We start from the raw sequence: 18271 nt of genomic DNA, 5'->3' as shown, positions 1-18271 counted from the left end.
TCGTGCCCGCGAGTCTTCCAGACCTCACGGCGGTGTCGGGGTGACAGGATTTGAACCTGCGGCCCCCTGCTCCCAAAGCAGGTGCGCTACCAAGCTGCGCTACACCCCGTGGCCACCGGCGAGTCTAGGCCGACGGCCTGCGGACGGCGCCGCGCGGGCACGGGATAGGCTGCCGCGGTACGCATGCGGGTGTAGCTCAATGGTAGAGCCCCAGCCTTCCAAGCTGGCCATGCCGGTTCGATCCCGGTCACCCGCTCCACGCACGAACTGCAGGCGCGGCCCGCCATCACCCCGGGGGTCGACGGGCCGTCGTCGTCGACGCCCTCTCCTCCTGCGTCGACCCACGCCACTCGGGTCATGGACCGGCCACGACAGGGCGGCATCCGTCCCGTCGGGCGACGGGGGCGCGGCTCCTCGTACCGGTCCTGCTCACATCGGACGAGCGGCTCGGTCGATGACTCGTCCGGACCGTGCTCCCGTACCCATGACGTGAACCAGGGGACGCCCGCACGCCTTCACATGATGAGCTTTTCGCGTAACAATCTGCGCTATAAGTGCACACTGCAGGGGAGCGTGATCATGACCTCGATCAGCAGGGCCCCGCGACCGGCGTCCGGACCGCAGCCGTGGCACGACGACCCCGCGCTCGACGCCCCCTCCGGGCCGGCTCGTGGGCGCGGTCGTGAGGCGGGTGCACAGCCGCGCGCCCCGAGTCCCCTGGATGGACGGCGTCGACGTCCTGGCGGATCGGGCGGGGCTGCCCCCGGGGGCAGCGCAGTGATCCGGAAACGGCGGGCAGCGCTGGTCGCCGTGCTCCCGATCGCGGCCCTGGTGCTCAGCGGGTGCAGCGCGGGGCAGGTCGCCCAGACCGCCACGCAGGAGCGTGACCGCACGGGCGGCACCACCCGGATCGGGGACATCACCGTGCGCGCAGCGGCGCTGGCCCACCCACCCGACGGCGTCCACGACCCAGGTGATCCGGTCGAGCTCACCATGGTCATCGTCAACGGCGGTCGCGTCGACGACGAGCTGGTCGCCGTGACCGGTGCACCGTTCACCGGCGCGACGATCGGGGCCGGCGGAGGTGGACCGGGCCTCTCCCTCCCGTCCGACGCGAAGGTCTTCGTGGGCAGCGACCCGGAGGGCCCCACCGTCACCCTGACCGGGCTCGCCGAACGGAGGACCGCGGCCCACTCGGTGGAGCTGACACTCACCTTCGCCCGGGCCGGCGAGACGACGGTGCGCGCCATCACCGCCCCGGCGCCGGGGCTCCAGCCGCGCGCCCCCGCGTTCGACTTCCACCGGGAGACCGGGGAGGAGGACCTGCTGTGAGCAGCTCCCCCGACGGGCCCGTCCCGCCCCTCGGTGTCGACGCAGCCACGCTACCGAGCCGGTCGGACCGGCGCGGCACGCCTCCCGTCCCGCATGTCCCGTTCGGCAGCCTCCCCGCGATGCTCACCGCCTCGGCTGCGGAACACGGGGCAGCGACGGCGTTCACCGTCTGCCTGCCCAACGGCATGAACGGCCGGCTCACCTTCACCGAGACCGACCGGGCCGCCGACGCCTTCGCCGCCTACCTGCGCGCGGAGCTCGGGCTGGCCCGAGGCGACCGGGTGGCCGTGCAGATGCCCAACTGCCTCGCCTACCCCGTCGTCGCCTTCGGCGTCCTCAAGGCCGGCTGCGTGCTGGTGAACACCAACCCGCTGTACACCACGGCCGAGCTGCAGCGGCAGTACGCCGACGCCCAGGTCGCCGCGATCGTCGTGGTGGACCTCTTCGCCGACCGGCTGACGCCGGTGCTGCCGGCCCTCGGGAACCCACCCGTGGTCCTGGCACGCGTCACCGAGTTCCTCCCACGCCACGTCGCCGGCATCGTTCGGCTGGTGCAGCGGTACTGGGACCGGGCGCTGCCACCGGTCCCCTACCCGGCCACGGCGCTGGCCGATGCGCTGCGCCGGGGACGGGCGCAGCTCGGGGACGACGACGCCCGTCGGTACTGGGAGGACCTCCACCCCGGGGACATCGCGGCACTGCAGTACACCGGCGGCACGACCGGGGTGAGCAAGGGGGCGATGCTCACCAACCACAACCTGCTGGTGAACTGCGAGCAGATGCTGGCCTTCGTCGGCGACGCGGTGCGACCCGGCCGCGAGACGGTGCTCACCGCCCTGCCGCTCTACCACGTGTTCGCCTTCACGGTGAACCTGCTGGGCTTCCACCGCCGCGGGGGGCACAACGTGCTGATCCCCAACCCCCGGCCGTTGAGCAACCTGAAGCGAGCGCTGGAGAACCACCCCGTCACGTGGTTCACCGGGGTGAACACGTTGTTCGACGGCCTGTGCCGCGAGCAGTGGTTCCTCGACCACCCACCGCCGACGCTGCGGGCGGCGGTCGCTGGAGGCATGGCGCTGCACGGTTCGGTCGCGCACCGATGGGAGCAGGTCACGGGCGTCCCCGTCGTCGAGGGCTACGGCCTGACGGAGGCCTCGCCGGTGCTCAGCTTCAACCCGCTCGACGGCCGGGCGCGGCCGGGCACCGTCGGCGTCCCGGTGCCGGGGACGGGACTCCGCTGCGCCGACGACGAGGGGCGGACCGTGCCGGCCGGCGAGCCCGGGGAGCTGTGCGCCCGCGGCCCGCAGGTGATGGCGGGCTACTGGCGCCGGCCGGAGGAGACCACTGCGGTGCTGCGGGACGGCGAGCTCCGCACCGGCGACATCGCCGTCGTGGACGCCGACGGCTTCGTGCGCCTGGTGGACCGGAAGAAGGACCTGGTCCTGGTCAGCGGCTTCAACGTGTACCCGACCGAGGTGGAGGAGGTGCTCACCGCGCATCCGGGCATCCGCGGGGCCGCGGTGGTCGGCGTGCCGGACGCCGCGTCCGGAGAGCGGGTGCGCGCCGTCGTCGTCCGCACCGACCCGGCGCTGACCGCCGACCAGGTGCGTGCGTGGGCGGCGGAGCGCCTGACCGGGTACAAGGTGCCGCGCGAGGTGGTGTTCACCGCCGAGCTGCCCACGTCGCCGATCGGCAAGGTCCTGCGCAAGGACGTCCGGGCAGCGCAGACGGCCGCGCCGCTGCCGGCCCCGCAGGCCGGGAGCTGACGGCGGTGGTCGGCCCGTTCGAGCAGGCGATGCTCACCGCCGTCCTCGCCGCGGTGATGCTGGGCATGGGCGCGGCGATGACCTTCCGCGACCTGGGCGACGAGCTCCACCGTCCCCGGTACCTCGCCCTGGCGGTCGCGGGGCAGTTCGCCATCATGCCGTTGATCGCCTTCTCGCTGGCCTGGCTGCTCCGGCTGCCCCCGGCGCTGGCGATCGGCCTGGTGATCGTCGGCTGCATGCCCGGCGGCACGACGTCGAACCTGTACACCTACTTCGCCCGGGCCAACCTCGCCCTCAGCGTCGTGGTCACGATCGGGACGACGGTCGCGGCCATAGTGCTCGCCCCGCTCATGCTGCTGCTCTACGGCGGCGCGCTGGCCGAGGGCATCGACGTGCCGACCTCGAACGTGGTGGCCAGCCTGGTGCTGCTGATCCTGCCCGTGCTGCTCGGCCTCTGGATCCGGCGCCGGACGGCCAACCTCGGAGCGACGCTCGAGCTCGTGGGCAGCGTGCTGGGTGTGCTGTTCATCGTCCTGCTCATGGTCACCTGGGTGCCACGCAACTGGCAGCTGCTGGTCGAGTCGCCGTGGCAGGTCTACGTCGGCGCGATCGGCCTCCCGCTGCTGGGCATGGCGGCCGCCTACGGGTACGCCGGGCTGCTGGGCATGCCGGTGCTCGACCGGCGGACGCTGGCGCTGGAGATCGGCATCGTCAACGGCCCGCTGGCCATCACGATCGTCCTGCTGTCCTTCACCGGTGCCGTCGAGCAGGACGTGCTGCTCCTCCCTGCGCTCTACTCGCTGTTCGTGGTGATCACCGCGACCTTCGTGACCATCGGCTTCCGCCGGGCGCACGATCGCGCTCAGCAGAAGGTCCCCGAACTCCTGTGAGCGCCCGGCGCGGCGCGTCCGGGTCGCTCGCCGCGCTGGCCGACGCGACCCCGGACACCCGCGACCGGCTGGTCGACGCCGCCCGGGCGACCAGCATCGTCGTCGTCGTCGTCTGGCACTGGACGCTGTCGGTGACCCACCGCACCGCCGACGGTGTGCTCGTCATGCCCAACCCGATCGACGCCGTCCCGGGCGGCTGGCTCGCCACCTGGGTGCTGCAGGTGGTGCCGGTCTTCTTCCTCGTGGGCGGGTACGCGAACCTGGCCGCCTGGGAGCGGGCACGGGCGGCCGGCGGCTCGGATGCCTCCTTCCTCGGCGACCGGCTGCGCCGGCTCCTGGTGCCCACCGTGGTGTGGGTGGCGGTGTGGCTGGCGGTGGAACTGGTCGCGGCTCTGCTGCCGGGGCCACACCGCTGGGTGTGGGAGTGGTTCGCCGGCATCCTCGTGCCGCTGTGGTTCCTCGGCGTCCACGTCGTCCTGGTCGTCCTCGTGCCGGTCACCGCACGGGTGCACCGGCGGCGCGGCGGGCTCGCGCTGGCGCTGCTGGGTCTGGGGATCGCCGCCGGCAGCGCGGTCGACCGGATCACTGGCCTGGCCGGGGCTGGCTGGGTCACCACGGGGCTCGTCTGGCTGTTCTGCCACCAGCTCGGCTGTGCCTGGCGCACCTCCGGCCTGGGCACGCGGCCGTTGCGGCACCGGCTGGCCGTCGCCGGAACGGGTCTGCTTGCCCTCGTGGCGCTGACCACCGCCGGCGGCTACCCGCGCTCGATGGTGGCGACGGTCGGCGACCTCGAGTCGAACATGTTCCCCACGACCGCCGCGATCGCCGCGCTGGCGGTCTTCCAGCTCGGCCTGCTGGTGCTCATCGCGCCGGCCGCCGGCCGACTGCTGCGGCGGCCCGCCGTGTGGCGCCCGGTCGTGGCCCTGAACGTCGTCGCGATCACCGTCTTCCTCTGGCACATGACCGCGCTGCTGCTCGTCGTCCGCACCGTCGAGGGCCTCGGCGGCACGCTGCTCGCCGAGCCCACCGCGCAGTGGTGGGCTCAGCGCTGGCTGTGGTTGCTCGCGCCGGCCGCCGTGCTGGCCGCGCTGGTCGCCGTGGTCGGCCGGGTGGAGGTCGTGGCCCGCTGGGGACGTCGCCGGCCGAGGAACCGCCGGAGGGCGCGGACGTGTCCTCCCCGAAGGCGACAGGGCGCCGTCCGGACGATGCGGCCGGGTCGCCGCAAGATCGACAGCGCGCCCGACGGGACCATGCTCGAGAGCCTGGACGAACGAAATGCGATTCGCTAAACTGACACCGGAACCGGGGAGTGGTCCGCAGGGCGATCCCGTCATCCCGGCACCCGCCCGGGGTCGCCGCCCGAGACGGTGGACCAGACCGCTTCCGCGACGAACGCGCGGGAGGTGGCGATGTGTGGGAGCCGGTGTCTCAGCAGGACTCCCTCCCGGTGTGCCCGGGTCGAGCAGGCACCGTCCACGCACCCTTCCCGCCCCGGTCCTCGACACGACCGCCCCGACGGCGGGGCGGTGGCTGACGGGCGGAGCCGTGGCCGCCCTGTCCCTGTCGAGGAGGAGACCAGCGAGATCCTCCGGCGAACGGCCCGCCGGTGCCCCAGGACGACGACCGTGACCGTGCCGTAGCCGGAGGTGGTCCCCGTGGCCATGCGCCCCCCCGCGCCGGTGCCTGTCCTCTCCCGTCGCGCGAAGCTGGTCAGCGGGGCCATCGCCGTGCTGCTGGTCTCTTTCGCGGCCATCAGCACACTGATCGACGTCTACGTCGACCACGCCTGGTTCGACGAGACCGGGTACACCGAGGTCTTCTGGACCGAACTGCAGACGCGCCTGTTGCTGTTCGCCGTGGCCGGGGTGGCCACCGGCGGCCTGGTGGCCTTGTCGATGTACCTGGCCTACCGATCCCGCCCGGCGTTCCGGCCCATGTCCCTGGAGCAGCAGAACCTGGAGCGCTACCGCCAGTCGATCGAGCCGCGCCGCCATCTGGCGCTGGCCGCGATCGGTGTGGTGCTCGGCCTGCTCGCCGGCTTCGCCGCGCAGCGCAACTGGGAGACCTGGCTCCTGTTCCGCAACTCCACGGCGTTCGGCCAGGTCGATCCACTGTTTGAGATCGACCTGGCCTTCTTCGTCTTCGAGTACCCCTTCTACCGGTTGCTGCTGGGCGCCGGCTTCGCGATCGCGCTGCTGGCGCTGATCGGTGCGGTCCTCACCCACTACGTGTTCGGCGGGCTGCGGCTGCAGACCCCGGGCCCGAAGCTCTCCGGCGCTGCCCAGGTGCAGCTGTCGGTGCTGCTGGGTCTGTTCGTCGCGCTGAAGTCGGTTGCCTACTGGTTCGACCGCTACGGGCTGGTCTACAGCGACCGCGGCGAGGTGTTCACCGGGGCCGGCTACACCGACGTCAACGCCCTGCTGGTGCCCAAGACGATCCTCGTCTTCGCCGCCGCGGTGTGCGCGCTGGCCTTCTTGGCCGGCATCGTCGTCCGCAACATCGTGCTGCCGGCCGTCTCGCTCGTGCTCCTGCTGGTCGCCAGCTCGGTCATCAGCGTGGCCTACCCCGCGATCGTCCAGCAGTTCGTCGTCCGCCCGAGCGCCGACGAGAAGGAGGCGCCCTACATCGAGCGGGCCATCGAGATGACCCGTCAGGCCTACGGGCTCGCCGGTGTGGAGTACGTCGACTACGCCCAGGAGACCACGGGCGACGTCGATCCCGAGGTCGCCCTGGCGGAGCTCCGCGACGACGCCGAGACCATCCCCAACGCCCGCCTGCTGGACCCCAACGTCCTGACCGACACCTTCACCGCACGCCAGCAGATCCGCAACGTCTACGGCTTCCCCGAGAAGCTCGACATCGACCGGTACACCATCGACGGGGAGATCCGGGACTACGTCGTGGCGCTGCGCGAGCTCAACAGCGCCGGGCTGTCGGAGAACCAGCGCACCTGGATCAACCGGCACACGGTCTTCACCCACGGCAACGGCTTCGTGGCCGCACCCGCGAACCAGGTGGTCGCCGGCACGGAGGGCGGCGAGCCCAACTTCACCACCGGCGACCTGCCGGTGCGAGGTGACATCGAGGTGGACCAGAGTCGCATCTACTACGGCGAGCTCATCGAGGACTACTCGGTCGTCGGTGCGCCACAGGGGGCCGCACCGCGGGAGTTCGACCGGCCCGAGGGGGGCTCGGACGACAGGCAGATCAACAACACCTACGACGGCGAGGGCGGCGTCGCGGTGGGCAGCTTCTTCCGGTAGCTGGTCTTCGCGATCCACCACCGAGAGCACAACTTCCTGCTGTCGAACGCGGTCAACGAGGAGTCGCGGGTGCTCTACGTCCGCGATCCACGCGAACGGGTCGAGAAGGTCGCACCCTTTCTCGAGGTCGACGGCGACCCCTACCCAGCCGTGGTCGCGGGCCGGATCACCTGGATCGTCGACGCCTACACCACGTCGGACTCCTACCCGTACGCCGAGCAGACCGAGCTGGGCGAGGCGGCGCAGGACGCGCTCACCGGCACCGGGACCACCGCGCTGCCCGACGAGACGGTCAACTACATCCGCAACTCGGTCAAGGCGACCGTCGACGCCTACGACGGCACGGTCACGCTCTACGAGTGGGACACCCAGGACCCGGTCCTGCAGACCCACATGAAGGCCTTCCCGGGCGTGGTGCAACAACGGAGCGACATCCCGGACGCGTTGCTCGCCCACGTGCGGTACCCGCAGGACCTGTTCAAGGTGCAGCGGGACATCCTGACGCGGTACCACGTCGACGACCCGGTGGACTTCTACAACGCCAACAACCGCTGGCAGATCCCCGACGACCCGACCCGGGACACCGAGGAGGACCAGCCCCCCTACTACATCCTCGCCCAGCGGCCGGGTGACGACGAGGCCACGTTCCAGTTGACCAGCGCGCTCAACGCCTTCCAGCGCGACAACCTCTCCGCCTTCATCTCCGCGTCCAGCGATCCCGAGACCTACGGCGAGATCCAGGTGCTGAGGCTGCCGGGGAACACACCCTTCCGCGGCCCAGCGCAGGTGCAGAACGCGTTCGAGTCCAACAACCAGGTGCGCCCAGACCTCACGCTGTTCGACAGCGAGAACTCCGAGCCGGTGTTCGGGAACCTGCTGACCCTGCCCATCGGCGACGCCGGCCTGCTGTACGTCACCCCGCTCTACGTACGTGGCACGAACGACGGCGGATTCCCGCTGCTGCAGAAGGTGCTGGTCAACTACGCGGACCGGATCGGCTACGCCGACACCCTGGACCAGGCCCTGGACCAGGTGTTCGGTGCGGGAGCGGGCGAGCCGACGACGGCCGCCGAGCCCCCGCCACCCGACGGCGGGCCCGTGTCGACACCACCACCCGGCGGCGGCCCCGAGCCGACACCACCACCCGGAGCCGCCTCCGCGACGGCAGACGGCGGAGGTCCCACCGATGCGCGACTGACCCAGGCGGTGACCGACATCGACACCGCCCTCGACCGGGTGGCTGACGCGCAACGGTCGGGTGATCTCACCGAGCTGGGGCAGGCACTGGTGGAGCTCGGGGCCGCCGTCGCGGCCTATCAACTGGCGGCTGGGGCCACCTCGGCCGGCTGAGCACGGGGAGCGGAGGTCGAGGTGGCCCACCGGCGGGCAGCCGAGGATCTCGGTGCGCCCGTCCGAGTACCGGAGCTCCGCGCCGGCGTAGCCGGACTCCTTGCCCTCCGGGAGGGGGACGTTGATCTCTGGACCTGGTGCCGACGACCGGGCTGACGATCGGAAGGCCATGCGCTTGGTCCCGACGATCTGGACGAAGGTCCCTGCCCCGCCGCAGCGGATGCCGACGAGGCTGAGGCATGGCCTCGCCGGACCGGACGCTCCACCCACCTCCGCGCGGCGATCACCACGAGCTGCCGGTGCACGAGGTGGTGCTGCTGCTCGAGACCGACCACGAGCGCGGTCTGGGCCTCGACGAGGCCGCGCTGCGGCTGGAGCTGGAAGGCCCGAACGCGCTCCCACCGGTCGACCGCCGGGGTCCACTGGTCCGCTTCCTCGTGCAGTTCCACCATCCGCTGATCTACGTGCTGCTGGCTGCCGCGGTGGCGACGCTGCTCCTGGGAGAGGTGGTCGACGCCGGCGTCATCCTCGCCGTGGTGCTGATCAACGCGGGGATCGGCTTCGTGCAGGAGACGCGTGCGGAGCAGGCGCTGAACGCCCTGATGGCGATGGTGCGCACCCAGGCCACGGTCGTCCGGGACGGCGTGCGGCGCCGGATCACCTCCGAGGACCTCGTCCCCGGGGACCTGGTGGTCCTGGAGACCGGGGACCGGGTGCCCGCGGATCTGCGGTTCGTCACCGCACACGAGCTGCAGATCGACGAGTCGGCCCTTACCGGGGAGTCGGTGCCGGTGGAGAAGGTCCCCATGGCGCTGCCGGCCGAGACCGCGCTGGCCGATCGGGCCAACATGGCGTACTCGGGTGGCCTGGTCACCCGCGGGCGTGGTCACGGGATCGTGGTGGCCACGGGTGCCGACACCGAGATCGGGCGCATCCACCGCCTCGTCGGTGAGGCGGAGGTGCTGCAGACCCCGCTGACCCGCAAGATCGGCCGGTTCAGCCGGGTGTTGACGGTGATCATCCTGGGGCTCGCGGCGCTGGCCTTCGCACTGGGGACCGTGCGAGGTGAGCCGGTCGACGAGATGCTGACCGCGGCGGTCGCGCTGGCCGTCGGCGCCATCCCCGAGGGACTGCCCGCGGTGGTGACGATCACCCTGGCGATCGGGGTGGCGCGGATGGCGCGCCGGCGGGCGATCATCCGCCGGCTGCCTGCGGTGGAGACCCTGGGCAGCACCACGGTGATCTGCACCGACAAGACCGGGACACTGACGGCCAACGCGATGACGGTCACCACCATCGTGGCCGGCGGGCGGAGCCACCCGGTCACCGGCACCGGCTACGCCTCCGAGGGCCAGGTCCTCGACGACGACGACCCCGCCGATCTCGCGCGGCACCCGGCGTTGCGGGAGTGCCTGGTCGCGGGAGCGCTGTGCAACGACACCCACCTGACCGAGACTGCCGGGCGGCGGGAGGTGGCCGGCGACCCCACCGAGGCAGCTCTGCTCGTGGCGGCGGAGAAGGCCGGCCTCGACCCCGACCAGCTGAGGAGGCGGCTGCCCCGCCTGGACGCGGTGCCCTTCGACTCCGAGCGCCGGTACATGGCCACTCTGCACCGGGACGAGTCCGGGCGGGTCGTCGTCTACATCAAGGGGGCGGTCGAACGGCTGCTGGACATGGCCACACACGAGCTCGACCGCGACGGCACGGTGACCGCCATCGACACCGACGCGGGGCATGCCCGCGCGGACGAGCTGGCCGGGCGGGCACTGCGGGTGCTGGCGTTCGGCCGGGCCGAGATGCCGGCGAGCACGACCGCGCTCACCGAGGGGCTGATCGACGGCCGGGTCACCCTGCTGGGCCTGCAGGCCATGTTCGACCCGCCGCGACCGGAGGCGCTCACCGCAGTGTCCGCGTGCCGGGACGCCGGCATCGAGGTCAAGATGATCACCGGTGACCACGCCGGCACCGCCCGCGCCATCGCAGAGCGCTTCGCCCTCGGGCACGGCGGTGTGCCGACGGTGGTCACGGGGACCGACCTGGCGGCCTGCCCGGACGAGGACCTGCCCGAGCTGGTGGCCGGCACGGCGGTGTTCGCCCGGGTGAGCCCGGAGCAGAAGCTGCGCCTGGTGCGCAGTCTGCAGGCCGCCGGCCACGTGGTGGCGATGACCGGCGACGGGGTCAACGACGCCCCCGCCCTGCGGCGGGCGGACATCGGCGTGGCGATGGGAGAGGGCGGGACCGAGGTGGCCAAGGAGGCCGCCGACATGGTCCTCACCGACGACGACTTCGCCTCCATCGAGGCCGCCGTGGAGGAGGGACGCGGCGTCTTCGACAACCTGCGCAAGTTCATCACCTTCATCCTGCCCACCAGCATCGGACAGGGACTGGTCATCCTGGCGGCCATCGCGCTGGCCACCACGCTGCCGATCCTCCCGGTCCAGGTGCTGTGGGTGAACATGACCACCGCCGTGGCACTGGGCCTGGTGCTGGCCTTCGAGCCGCCCGAGGCCGACGTCATGCGCCGACCACCGGTGCCGTCGTCACGCCCGCTGCTCACCCGCTCGCTCGCCGGCCGGATCGCGCTGGTCTCCGCTCTCATGCTGTTCGGGGCCTTCGGGTTGTTCGAGTGGGCGCTCGGCCAGGACGAGCCGGTGGCGGTCGCCCGGACCGTCGCGGTCAACGTGTTCGTCGTCGTCCAGGTCGCCTACCTGCTCAACTGCCGGTCGCTGGAGCGACCCATGTGGCGGGTCGGGCTGTTCAGCAACCGCTGGGTGCCGGCCGGTCTCACGGCGATGCTGGGCCTGCAACTGCTGTTCACCTACGCGCCGTGGATGAACGACCTGTTCCACAGCGCGCCGATCCACCCGGCGTGGTGGCTGGGGATCACCGGCCTCGGCGTCGTCGTCTTCACCGTCGTCGAGGTCGAGAAGTGGCTGCGCCATCCGCGGCACGCGCGGCGGGCGGCGCCCACCCGTCCGCGCCGCCCTCCGACGCCGGTTGACCCAGGGAGGCGCCATGACCGACGTACGCGTGCACGCTGAGCGGCTTCCGGGGATCGGCTGGCGCTACAGCCTTCCGGCGGACCGGGGCAGACGGGTCGTGGTGGTCGTGGAGGACCGAGGTCCCACGCACCTCGTCCTCGTCGACCCCCGGCTGGACGAACCGCTCACGACCGTCCGACTGCCTGCCGAGCACACGTCCGTGCTGGCGGCGCTGCTCACCGGGGCACGTTTCACCCTCGAGACCAGTGAGGCCGCTCCTACGACGACGCCGGACCAGGCGGAGGTCGTCGTCGAGACAGTGGCCATCGCCGGCGGCTCACCGGCACTGGGCCTGGCTCCCGACGACATCGTGAGGCGGCTCGGCCCGGACGCAGCGTTGCTCGGCGTGATCTGCGATGCGACCCCGCAACTGGTCGAGAACGACGACGGCCGAAGCGTCCGGGCCGGCGACAAGCTCGTCGTCGCCGCCCGCCGCAGCCGCCTGCACCAGCTCCGGGACGCCGTGTGAGCAGCGGCGACCGCAGGCGTCGCACGGACACCGTCCCCGTCGGCCGCCGGGGCCGTTGACCCCGCCCACCAGCGACGGTCGGTCGGCCGAGGAGGCACCGTGTTCGAACAGGAGTTCCAGGTCATCGCCGCACTCCTGGCGGTGGCCGCAGTGGTCGCCGCGGCCGCGGTCAAGCTCTGCCAGCCGCTGATCATCAGCTTCATCGCCGTGGGCATCCTCGTCGGCCCGGTCGGACTGGGGTGGGTGCAGGGCAACGACCAGGTCGCGTTGCTGGCCGAGCTGGGCATCGCCCTGCTGTTGTTCCTGGTGGGGCTCAAGCTCGACCCGCACCTCATCCGCACCACCGGGCCGGTCGCCGTCGCCACCGGGCTCGGCCAGGTGGCCTTCACCTCGATCGTCGGGTTCGGACTCGGGCTGATGCTGGGGCTGTCCCCGGTCGAGGCCATCTACGTCGCCGTCGCGCTGACGTTCTCCAGCACGATCATCATCGTCAAGCTGCTGTCCGACAAACGCGAGATCGACCAGCTGCACGGCCGCATCGCCGTCGGTTTCCTCATCGTCCAGGACATCGTCGTCGTCCTCGTGATGATCCTGTTGACCGCTGTCGGCGCCGCCGGGCAGGGCGACGACCTGGTCGCCGACCTGGCGCTGGCTCTGGCCAAGGGTGCACTGTTCGTCGGTGGCGTCCTCCTGGCCATGCGGTACCTGCTCCGGCCGGCGTTGGGCTGGATGGCCCGATCGAAGGAGCTGCTGGTCCTCTTCGCCCTCGCCTGGGGAATCGCGCTGGCCGGCCTCGGCGACCGCCTGGGCTTCAGCATCGAGGTCGGGGCCTTCCTCAGCGGCATCTCCCTCGCCGCCACCCCCTACCGGGAGGCGATCGGATCGCGGCTGATCAGCCTCCGGGACTTCCTGCTGCTGTTCTTCTTCATCGACCTCGGGTCCTGGCTGGACTTCTCCGACGCCGCCAGCCAACTGGTGGCCGCCACGGTGCTGTCGCTGTTCGTGCTGATCGGCAACCCGTTGATCGTCCTGGTGATCATGGGACTGATGGGCTACCGGAAGCGGACCAGCTTCCTGGCCGGACTGACCGTCGCGCAGATCAGCGAGTTCTCCCTGGTCCTGGCGGCCCTCGGCCTCAGCCTCGGCCACATCGCCGCGGACACCGTCGGACTGATCACCGCGGTCGGGATCGTCACGATCGCCCTGTCGACCTACATGATCCTGTACTCGGCGCCGCTCTTCGCCCGGCTCGCACCGCTGCTGTCGGTGTTCGAGCGGACCCGGCCACGGCATGCGGACGACGAAGGAGGCGCAGCCGGGTCCACCGTCGACATCATCGTCGTCGGAGCCGGCCGCTACGGCAGTCGACTGGTGCGCCACGTGCTCGACCGGGATGTCGGCGTCCTCGTGGTCGACACCGATCCCCAAGCCCTGGAGAAGATCAGGGAGGAGGGGGCCCAGACGCTCTACGGCGACGCCGAGGAACCGGAGCTGATCGACGCACTGCCGCTGCACGGCACGTCCTGGGTGGTCAGCACCGTCCCCGACCGGTCGGTCAACCTGGGCCTGCTGAACGGGCTCGAGCAGGCCGACTACACCGGGGCCATCGCGCTCACCGCGCACAACGACCACGATGCCGAGCGGCTCGAGGCCGCCGGGGTGGACGTCGTCCTGCGACCGTTCCACGCGGCCGCCGACAGCGGTGCGGCCGTCCTCCTGGACAGGGTCACGCCCAGGGCAGGCCGCGACGGCACGGAGACCGCGTGAGGTGGGCTGTGTCCACGGATGAACGCCTCACAGGCCGTCGGGGGCCGACGTCCCGTCCGAACGCCGCACCCTTCCCGCCGCTGGGCCACCAGCGGGCCGCGCCGGGGGGAAGTGCCGCTCGCTGCCACCATGACCAGGACGTCGAGGCACCTGGCCCCATCGCCCGGTGAGTGGTCGACCTGCTCGTCGTCGCAGGGACACGAGGACCGCAGGTGACCGGATCCGGTCGGCAGTGACCACGATCTCCCCGGCGTTGATCGAGGCGGAGATCACCGCGGTGATCGGTGCCGGCCCGCGCGAGCGCACCGAGGCCTGCACCGCCCAGCGCAACGCCTCCCGACGCGATCCTGCGCGACGCGGTCGAGGACCTGCTGGCCTTCACCGGCTTCCCCGTTGCGCCCTGGAAGGAGATCTCGTGTACCAACCCGCTGGAACGACTCGACGAGGAGATCAAACGCCACACCGACGTCGTCGGCGTCTGCCCGCTCCTGACGCCCTGCTCCACCTCGCCGGCTCGGTGCTGGTCGAGGCCCACGACGGATGGCAGGTCTCCGACCGCCGCCACCTCTTCCAGGGCTCCATGGCCCTGCTCGCCAGGACCGAGACCCCGACCAGGGAGGTGGGGCAGCCAGCCCTGCGGTACACGAGGTGATGGTGACTCCCGCCGACCCGCGCCCCGCGAGCCCTCGGGCAGGATCCGCCGCACCGGCCCGTGCTGGTCAGTGCGCGCAGCCCGTCGTAGCCAGCCTGGTGGGCGGCTCTCCGGCGGACGGCGGCGGTCAGCGACTCGTTGTCGGCGTCCACCGTCGTCGTCGGCCCGGTGCCGGCCCGACGACTTGCTGGACCGGATCACGACCTCGGCGCAGAACCGTCCCGAGCGGGCACGGCCGGGCGCAGCAGCACGGCGGCCACCCAGCAGTACCAGCCGATCAGGCCGAACCCGGAGACGGCGCCCGCGACCCCCGATCCGGGCACGACGGGAGACGCCGTCGAGATCGCCGACGAGCTCGCCGCCGGCGCGCTTCCTCTGGGGCTGGGCGGCGTGCTGACCGCCGGGCTGCTCAGCAGAGCCCTCCCCCGCCTCCGGACCCGCCTCCTCGTCGCGGCGTGCGTGGCAGTCGGTGCGGGCCTGGTCCTCGCCGGGCTGTTCCAGGGCTGGCTCGGCGCCCTGGCCGGCGACTGGCTCGCCAACAGCGCCGTGCTCGCCCTCGGGCTGCTCGCCGTGGCCTGGACCTTGCTGGGCCTGTACGCGCCGGCGGGAGACCTCGGGCCTGGGCGTCCGATCGGCCACCATGGTGCTGCTCGGCAACCCGCTGCCGGCCGCGACGAGCGCACCCTGCCCGCGGGCTGGTCGGTCCTCGGCCAGCTGCTGCCCCCGGGTGCGACGGTCAGCGCCGTGCGCTCGGTCGCCTTCTTCGACGGCGCCGGAGCGGCGGGGCCGCTGTGGGTCCTCACCGGCTGGGTGGCCCTCGGGTTGCTGCTCGCCCCCCTCGCCGCCCTGCGCGAACAGCGGCGCCCGGCACGGGTCGAGCAGGGGACGGCGAAGCCGGTGGCCGTGCCGGCCTGACCCCGCCCTCCGGCGGTCACGGACGTGCGCCGGCGGTGGGGACGACGTGCGCCGGCAACGGCCCGCACGAGGTGCGGCCTGACCGTCCGAGCTGGACATACCGGTTCGGGTCCCGGTCACCCGCTCCATGATCGAGCGAGTGCCTCGCCGAGGCAGGCCGACCGGCGGCGCCGCCGTGCGTCAGACGTCGGGGCTGTAGGTCTTGATGAACTCTGCGTACCGGGCGGCCCCAATGCCCGAGGACACGTCACCCATCCGGAGCACGGTCAGCCCGAGGTAGCCCCAGGTCTCGAAGGCCTCGTTGATGTTGTCCCAACCCTCGTCCGAGCCGACCCCCCCGGCGAGTGCGTTCTCGCCCTTGAGGTCGACGCCGGCCCGGTAGGCGTAGTCGCCGATCCACTCGACCAGGGTCTGCGCGAGCGAGTACGCGGGCTCCACCGGGTCGTCGTCCATCTCCAGTGCGGTGAAGTGCATGACCACCTCACGGGGGCCGCCGTCGAACCGGTTGGCCAGCTCGACGACCCGCTGGTAGCCGTGCCCGGTCGCCCAGGAGTCGAGGTCGAGGCTGGTCTGGATCAGGCCGGTGGTCACCTCGGCCGCCCGCGGATGGGCCGGGTTGGTCATGGACCAGTGGATCCCCGGCACCTTGTAGCCGATGTCCGCCTCGGGGAAGTCCCCGCAGAGCGAGTCGATGACCGCCCACAGCACGCGCTCGCCGTGCTCGACGAGCGAGCCGTTGTACCAGTCGACGAAGTCGCGCCCGTACTGCGTGTCCAGGTGGTCCAGGTCGGTGAAGAAGGCGTCGGCGTCCTCGGGCGGAGCGATCTCCTGCACCGACGCGAGGTCGGTGCCCCAGGCGGCGTTGACCGCCTCGATCGAGCCGTAACGGTGCAGCATCTCGCTGCGGAGGTCCTGCACGGCCAGCGGGGAGTAGGACTGCAGCGCACCCCGGGTCGGGTAGCCGGTGCCCTCGTCGTGCTGGTTGTAGGAGGGGTACCTCAGCTCACCGGACGGGCCGAGCGAGACGTTGACCTCCACCACCTCGTCGGCGTAGACGTCCCCGTACTGCTGCTCGAAGGCGTCGGTGAAGTCCCGGTACTCGTCCAGGACGACCTCGTCGGCCCAGCCCTGCACGCTCTCGGCGCTGTGGTTGCCCTGCTCGCTCTGGTACTGGAGCCCGGTCGGGCCGAGTTCGACGCCGTGGTGCCTCTCGTCGGCGTACTTCGGCCACAGCCACGACGGCAGCAGGCTGGTGTAGTCGTCCCCCACGTTGCCGCCGGCCTGGTGGAACGACAGGATCGGCGCGAGGTCCAGGCCCTTCGACGTGATCAGGTCGAAGACCCGGTCGTAGTAGCTCCAGTCGAACTGGTTGTCCGCAGCCCCCTCGACGTCGCCCCACCACACGTCGACGCTCACCGCGTCCACGCCGTAGGCGGCCACGGTCTCGAGGTCGGCCTCGAAGTCCGCCCAGTCGGTCACCTTCAGCGGCGCCATCACGTTGGCGGTGAACTCCGGGTCGTCCAGCGCCACCGGTCCCGGCGGCACCGGGCCGTCCGCGGGCGGGGCCGGCACCGGGCCCTCCGCGGGCGTGGCCTGGGCGCCGCCGGCGCCGACGAGGACCAGGCTGAGGGCGGCGACTGCGGCTGTGATGTGCCTCACATCCGGCATGTTGCCAGCCCTCGCGTCGGGTCACAGGGGATCTCTCGGTCGGCACCGGTTCCTCGGCGTGTCCTGCCGGACTCGCGGGCCGGGCCGCAGGAGCCGCCCGTCGGACATGGTCAGCGCGTGGACCGCCCATGACCGGTGGACGCCGTTCGGACCGTCGTGCAGCCTGCGAGTCCCCGCGGATCGAACCCTCGGGCCTCGAGGAGCACGACGTCCAGCGCACCGAGGACGACCGGGTCGAGGATGACGTCGACGGCGCACACCCGGCCCCCCGAGACGACGAACTCCAGCGCTCCGTGCAGCCGGCCGCCCGAGAGGAAGACAGCCCCGGCAGCTCCGTCGAGCAGCGCGGCGCGGGCGGCACGTGCCTTGCCGAGGAAGGCGCCGGCGACGGCCTGATGTCCGGCGAGCCGCTCGACCCCGCCGAGCGCGGGAACGGGCGCGTCCGCGCGGAGGACGACGTCCGGGTCCAGGACCGCCAGCAGTCCGGCGAAGTCCCCGTCCCGCGCGGCGGCGAGGAACGCCCGGACGACCTCCTGGCGGCGCAGGGCGTCGCGGGGGTCCGCGGCGTCCGGAGCCGCGCCATGCACCCGGCGCCGGGCGCGGCTGGCCAGCTGGCGGGCCGCCACCGGGCTCCGGTCGAGGACCACCGCCACCTCGGTGAACGGGACGGCGAAGAGGTCGTGCAGCACGAACGCCAGCCGCTCCGACGGCGTCAGCGCGTCGAGCACCACGAGCAGCGCGAGGCCGACCGAGTCGGCCAGGACGGCCTCGTCCTCCGGCTGGACACCGCCCTGGCGTTCCGACAGGTGCAGCTCCAGCGGCTCCTCGCGGCGCGCGCCCCGGCGCCGCAGCATGTCCAGGCACACCCGGCCGACGACCGTGGTCAACCAGCCGCCGAGGTTCTCCACGCCCATGGCTCCGCTGCGCTGGAGTCGCAGCCATGCCTCCTGGACGGCGTCCTCCGCCTCGTTCGAGGAGCCGAGCACCCGCTGCGCGACCGCCTGCAGGTGCCCGCGATGTGCCTTGAACTGCTCCACCAGCAGTTGCGTCCTGGCTCCGTCCTCGTCCACCTGTCACATCCTCCCGGCGCGCTCCGTCAGTCCAGTGACGACGCCGACCGCCGCGATGTGACACGCAGCGGAGCGCGCCGTGCTCGCT

General features: G+C 72.1%; 10 protein-coding genes, 2 tRNA genes and 2 pseudogenes. 11 read left to right on the top strand and 3 right to left on the bottom strand.

Annotation, left to right across the window (positions count from 1 at the left end):
* Window positions 1–35: 35 nt before the first annotated feature.
* A tRNA-Pro gene (locus FB380_RS22140) sits at window positions 36–109 on the bottom strand.
* Between the two features lie 76 nt (window positions 110–185).
* Here FB380_RS22140 and FB380_RS22135 point away from each other — a divergent pair.
* The 11 genes and pseudogenes from FB380_RS22135 to FB380_RS22080 all read left to right on the top strand — a co-directional run bounded on the left by FB380_RS22135 (window position 186) and on the right by FB380_RS22080 (window position 15445).
* Window positions 186–259: transfer RNA gene (locus FB380_RS22135), tRNA-Gly, on the top strand.
* Between the two features lie 518 nt (window positions 260–777).
* On the top strand, window positions 778–1332 hold the full coding sequence (locus tag FB380_RS22130) for a copper chaperone PCu(A)C domain-containing protein (protein WP_166757505.1): 555 nt from the start codon (window positions 778–780) through the stop codon (window positions 1330–1332).
* Between the two features lie 119 nt (window positions 1333–1451).
* Entirely contained in the window at window positions 1452–3098 is a 1647-nt protein-coding gene (locus FB380_RS22125; RefSeq protein WP_166757504.1) for an AMP-binding protein, read from the top strand.
* 5 nt (window positions 3099–3103) lie between these two features.
* Window positions 3104–3988, top strand: coding sequence for a bile acid:sodium symporter family protein (locus FB380_RS22120; protein WP_166757503.1), 885 nt, complete (start codon window positions 3104–3106; stop codon window positions 3986–3988).
* A complete protein-coding gene (locus FB380_RS22115; RefSeq protein WP_208383953.1) occupies window positions 3985–5277 on the top strand; it encodes an acyltransferase family protein in 1293 nt (430 codons plus the stop codon). The genes FB380_RS22120 and FB380_RS22115 overlap by 4 nt, the downstream gene beginning before the upstream one ends.
* Before the next feature lie 372 nt (window positions 5278–5649).
* Window positions 5650–8601 (top strand): annotated as a pseudogene (locus tag FB380_RS22110) (UPF0182 family membrane protein).
* Between the two features lie 239 nt (window positions 8602–8840).
* Complete coding sequence (locus FB380_RS22105) at window positions 8841–11642, top strand: HAD-IC family P-type ATPase (RefSeq protein WP_166757502.1); 2802 nt, start codon at window positions 8841–8843, stop codon at window positions 11640–11642.
* Window positions 11617–12111: a cation:proton antiporter regulatory subunit gene (locus tag FB380_RS22100; RefSeq protein WP_166757501.1), complete on the top strand. Its 495-nt coding sequence runs from the start codon at window positions 11617–11619 to the stop codon at window positions 12109–12111. The genes FB380_RS22105 and FB380_RS22100 overlap by 26 nt, the downstream gene beginning before the upstream one ends.
* A 99-nt stretch (window positions 12112–12210) precedes the next feature.
* Entirely contained in the window at window positions 12211–13878 is a 1668-nt protein-coding gene (locus FB380_RS22095; protein WP_166757500.1) for a cation:proton antiporter, read from the top strand.
* A gap of 338 nt (window positions 13879–14216) precedes the next feature.
* Window positions 14217–14530 (top strand): annotated as a pseudogene (locus tag FB380_RS22085) (transposase); the annotation flags it as partial.
* A 138-nt stretch (window positions 14531–14668) separates the two neighbouring features.
* Window positions 14669–15445, top strand: a complete 777-nt coding sequence (locus FB380_RS22080) for a hypothetical protein (protein ID WP_166757499.1) — start codon at window positions 14669–14671, stop codon at window positions 15443–15445.
* A gap of 180 nt (window positions 15446–15625) precedes the next feature.
* On the opposite strand, the gene FB380_RS22075 is transcribed toward FB380_RS22080, so the two are convergent.
* Entirely contained in the window at window positions 15626–17104 is a 1479-nt protein-coding gene (locus FB380_RS22075) for a family 14 glycosylhydrolase (RefSeq protein ID WP_229682305.1), read from the bottom strand.
* A gap of 119 nt (window positions 17105–17223) precedes the next feature.
* The gene (locus FB380_RS22070; RefSeq protein WP_166757498.1) at window positions 17224–18183 is read right to left on the bottom strand and encodes a sigma-70 family RNA polymerase sigma factor; all 960 of its coding nucleotides are present in this window, start codon (window positions 18181–18183) and stop codon (window positions 17224–17226) included.
* Window positions 18184–18271: the final 88 nt, after the last annotated feature.

The sequence above is a fragment of the Modestobacter marinus genome (assembly GCF_011758655.1).
Lineage (GTDB): Bacteria > Actinomycetota > Actinomycetes > Mycobacteriales > Geodermatophilaceae > Modestobacter > Modestobacter marinus.
This window is presented reverse-complemented; position numbering and strand designations above follow the sequence as displayed.